This is a genomic window from Pseudomonadota bacterium (genome assembly GCA_039714795.1).
Taxonomy (GTDB): domain Bacteria; phylum Pseudomonadota; class Alphaproteobacteria; order JAGOMX01; family JAGOMX01; genus JBDLIP01.
Genome location: JBDLIP010000138.1, coordinates 1 through 4,193, shown reverse-complemented (window position 1 = coordinate 4,193; position 4,193 = coordinate 1). Strand labels below are relative to the sequence as shown.

4 protein-coding genes are annotated in these 4,193 nt (G+C 46.5%); all 4 read left to right on the top strand.

Translation table 11 applies throughout. From position 1 onward, the window contains the following. The coding region (locus ABFQ95_07870; protein ID MEN8237438.1) for a hypothetical protein at positions 1–237 on the top strand (237 nt) is incomplete at its 5' end. 84 nt (positions 238–321) lie between these two features. Next, positions 322–1,410 (top strand): phospho-N-acetylmuramoyl-pentapeptide-transferase, encoded by a 1,089-nt coding sequence (gene mraY, locus ABFQ95_07865; protein MEN8237437.1) that lies wholly within the window; start codon positions 322–324, stop codon positions 1,408–1,410. 10 nt (positions 1,411–1,420) lie between these two features. Next, complete coding sequence (gene murD / locus ABFQ95_07860; GenBank protein ID MEN8237436.1) at positions 1,421–2,794, top strand: UDP-N-acetylmuramoyl-L-alanine--D-glutamate ligase; 1,374 nt, start codon at positions 1,421–1,423, stop codon at positions 2,792–2,794. Continuing rightward, positions 2,795–3,916, top strand: a complete 1,122-nt coding sequence (locus tag ABFQ95_07855; GenBank protein ID MEN8237435.1) for a putative peptidoglycan glycosyltransferase FtsW — start codon at positions 2,795–2,797, stop codon at positions 3,914–3,916. Positions 3,917–4,193: the final 277 nt, after the last annotated feature.

The window sequence follows — 4,193 nt, the reverse complement described above, 5'->3', positions numbered from 1 at the left end:
ATAGACTCATCTTTTAATAAATCGGCTGCATCACCAAATCTGCCCTCAAACACAAGTGGATTGTTGTCCGGAACGCTAGGGAGCGAGAGGAGCTGTTGGGGTTTTGTGTTATTCCTAATTCCAGCTCCAGCTCATGAAAACTCAACCCCTGCAAACCATTATCCACGGTTTTTAATTAACTTAAGTGCAGTTGCGCTTATCTTTGCAAACCGTTATGTTAGGTGGCAATTGTCGTAACTGTCGAAATTCAAAGTCTGGGCAGACGAACCCAGAGCTTAAATTTCGACGGGTATAACAGTAAACGAACGATAGGTTTTTTTTATGCTGCATTATTTCCTAGCGCCACTTACCCAAGATCATGCGATCTTTAATGTATTCCGCTATATCACTTTTCGTACCGGCTGTGCTGTCTTAACTTCGCTTATTATCAGCTTTGTCCTGGGGCCGTGGTTTATCCGCTGGCTGAAAACCATGCAAAAAGATGGCCAGCCCATTCGCGATGATGGCCCTGAAAGTCACCTGTTGACCAAAAAAGGCACCCCGACTATGGGAGGCGGATTGATTCTCTTGGCGCTGACTTTCAGCACTTTTTTGTGGGCTGATCTAAGCAATGGATTTGTTTGGATCGTCTTGTTTGTGACGCTTTCGACTGGTTGCCTTGGGGGAATAGATGATTATCTAAAGCTCAGTCATCGCTCGAGCAAGGGGCTGCCCGGAAAGATTAAGTTACTCGGGCAATTGGTCATTGGTGTATTCGCTGCTTATTGGATCGTTGAGTTCACCCCTTCAGAACTTGCCACCGGTCTGGCTTTACCCTTTAGTAAAAACATGATGATTCCCTTGGGTTTTCTGTTTATGCCTTGGGCTTTGTTGGTGATGATTGGTTCTTCTAATGCGGTTAATTTAACCGATGGTTTGGATGGCTTGGCCATTGTGCCGGTAATGATTGTGGCACTTTGTTTTTGCTTGATTAGTTATTTGGTAGGTAACGTGGTGTTTGCTAAGTATTTACAGATTACTTACATCCCAGGAAGTGGAGAGCTGGCTGTCATCTGTGGCGCTTTGGTGGGAGCAAGTCTTGGCTTTTTGTGGTTCAATGCACCCCCAGCTCAGGTGTTCATGGGCGATACTGGATCGCTTTCGGTGGGGGCGCTTTTGGGGACAATGAGCCTGATTACCAAGCACGAACTTGTGCTGGCAATTGTTGGCGGGCTGTTTGTCGTCGAGACGGTCTCAGTGATTTTACAGGTTGGCTATTTCAAACTGACCGGGGAGCGCATTTTTTTGATGGCACCCATCCATCATCACTTTGAGAAAAAAGGTTGGGCTGAGTCTACCATCGTGATTCGCTTTTGGATCATTGCCACCATATTGGCTTTGGTGGGACTTTCAACGTTGAAATTAAGGTAGTGCGCCCCTTATGAGCATAGCATCTTGTTTTGCAGCACAGACGGTTGTGGTCTTAGGCCTTGGGCGGACTGGGATTTATGCAGCTCTGGCCTTGCAATCTGGAGGATCCAAAGTATTGGCATGGGACGATACACAATTTGCCCGCAGTAAAGCTATACAGAAAAATATCGCGGTGACTGAGTTAGAAGGTATGGACTGGAGCCAAGTAGCGGCCATGGTGCTCAGCCCTGGAATTCCCCATAAATATCCTGCTCCGCACCCAATCGTTGTCAAAGCAATTGCGGCAGGTGTGCCTATTCTTTCAGACATCGATGTGCTGGGGCGTTGTTACCCAGAGGCGCGTTATATTGGTGTTACGGGAACCAATGGCAAAACCACCACCACGTCGTTGATTGGTCATGTTTTAAACTGCGCAAATGTTCCAACGTATGTTGCAGGTAACATTGGCACCAGTGTCTTCTCCTTTGAGGTGACTGATCCAAAGAGCACTTTTGTACTGGAAATGTCATCCTTTCAGCTTGAGCTGACAAGCTCAATTCACTTTGAAACTGCCATATTGTTGAACTTAACTCCGGACCATTTGATTCGTCATGGTGGCATTGAAGGATATGTGGCGGCTAAACAGAGTATCTTTTCAGGTGGAAATTCGGCAGTTATTGGGGTTGACTCCATACTCTCGCGTAATATTTACCAAAAAATGCAGGGCCCAAAAAACGTTATCCCCATCTCGGTTCATTCTGTTGTGCCGAATGGCGTTTATATTGATCAAGGCATTTTAGTAGATGATGCCTTTGCTTTGCAGCAACCCATTGTTGATTTAAGAGATATTCCCACTTTACAAGGACCACACAATGGTCAAAATGCAGCAGCTGCTTATATAGCAGCAAAGCAAATGGGGGTTTCAATACCTGATATTATTGAAGCTTTCAAAAGCTTTACAAGCCTGCCACACCGGCAAGAAACTGTGGCAATGCATAACGGTGTCAGATACGTCAACGACAGCAAAGCTACCAATGTGGATGCGGCCATGCAAGCACTGGCTCGATTTGACAACATTCATTGGATTCTTGGGGGTAGATTTAAAGAAGAATCATTAGAGGTATTGTATCCTTATCTGAATCGAGTGCAGCATGCCTATTTAATTGGTGAAGCTGCTGACCAGTTTGCAAGCTGGCTTGAGGGGAGGGTGGTCGTTACCAAATCTGGAACCCTTGAGCAGGCGGTTGCTTCTGCCGCAAACCAAGCAAGAAAGGGAGCCGTGGTGTTGCTTGCACCAGCCTGTGCGAGTTTTGATCAATTTAAAAATTTCGAAGCCAGGGGGGAGGCTTTTCGTCAATGCGTGCAGGATCTTTCGCCTTTATTGCGCTCTGGGAGTAATAGGTAAATGCATTCAGTTCTTTCTCGCACTGACGATAGCATTTTAGGCCAATGGTGGTGGACTGTCGATCGCACCGTGCTGGGTGCAATTGCTCTCTTAATGGGAATTGGGCTGATGCTTTCCTTTGCAGCGAGCCCTAGTATTGCTCAGCATTTAAATTTACCCTCATTTTATTTTGCTTTTCGCCATGCTGCTTATTTATTGCCGTTAACATTGATACTGATTAGTGTCTCGTTGCTATCGGTTCAGAATGTGAAACGCTTGGCTGTATTGATTTTCTTGCTGAGTTTAGCGCTGACGTTTACCACCTTGTTTACCGGGGTTGAAGTCAAAGGGGCGCGCCGCTGGTTATCGCTGGGGGGTATGTCTTTGCAACCTTCAGAATACCTCAAGCCAAGTTTGGTGGTATTAAGTGCTTGGATGTTTTCCGAAGCGCATATGAGTCCTCAAGTGCCTGGGCGTTTGATCGCCTTTAGCTTGTTATTGATCTGTGCTACAGCACTGGTGTTGCAGCCAGATTTTGGTATGTTGGTTTTGATCATTGTGGTGTGGTTTGCTCAATTTTTTCTGGCTGGTATGCCGTTGTTATGGATTGCCGGTATGCTTTTAATGGGAGGAAGTGGCTTGTTTATGTCATATTTGCTGCTACCGCACGTGGCCCGGCGCATTGATTTATATCTTAGTCCCAATCCAGCCGATCGCTTTTCCGGTCAGTATCAGATCACTCAATCGCTGGAAGCCTTTATGCATGGAGGCTTGCTAGGTCAAGGTCCAGGTGAGGGGGTGATCAAGCGCAATCTACCAGACGCGCACGCCGACTTTGTTTTTGCAGTAGCTGGGGAAGAATTTGGTATGATTTTGTGCGTCCTGATTGCCGGACTTTTCATGTTTATCGTTTTAAGAAGCATGATGCGGGCGATGCTGCAAAATGACTTGTTCAGTTTGCTGGCCGTATCTGGATTGGTGACTGGATTTGGTTTGCAGGCCATGATTAATATAGCCTCAACCCTTGGCCTGATTCCGACCAAGGGGATGACTTTGCCTTTTTTGAGCTATGGTGGGTCGTCGATGCTGGCACTGGCGCTTACCATGGGCATGGTGTTGGCATTGACACGCAGAAGGGTTTAGATCAGAGATCAGAGGTCAGAGATCAGCGAGGCAACGCTGCGCAGATATCATAATTTATGACCGGGACAGGTATACAACCAACTTTATACATTGAAGGTAAGGTTCCTCCAGTAGAAAAAAGTCTTGGTCCCCAGATTAAGGTGGAACATGAAACACTTGAGAGCGGTGCTCAGATAATTAACCTGAGTTTTGGATAAGGGAAAAATTTGTTTATCCTCCACGGGCCGTCATCCCGGCCTCCATTTTTCCCCAGCTCGCCAAGAGCTGGATTGGAAAA

What these genes read in the sequence shown, in the direction of transcription:
- murD (MEN8237436.1), top strand. Translation starts at nt 1,421, where the DNA reads ATGAGCATAGCATCTTGTTTTGCAGCACAGACGGTTGTGGTCTTAGGC.
- ABFQ95_07855 (MEN8237435.1), top strand. Translation starts at nt 2,795, where the DNA reads ATGCATTCAGTTCTTTCTCGCACTGACGATAGCATTTTAGGCCAATGG.
- mraY (MEN8237437.1), top strand. Translation starts at nt 322, where the DNA reads ATGCTGCATTATTTCCTAGCGCCACTTACCCAAGATCATGCGATCTTT.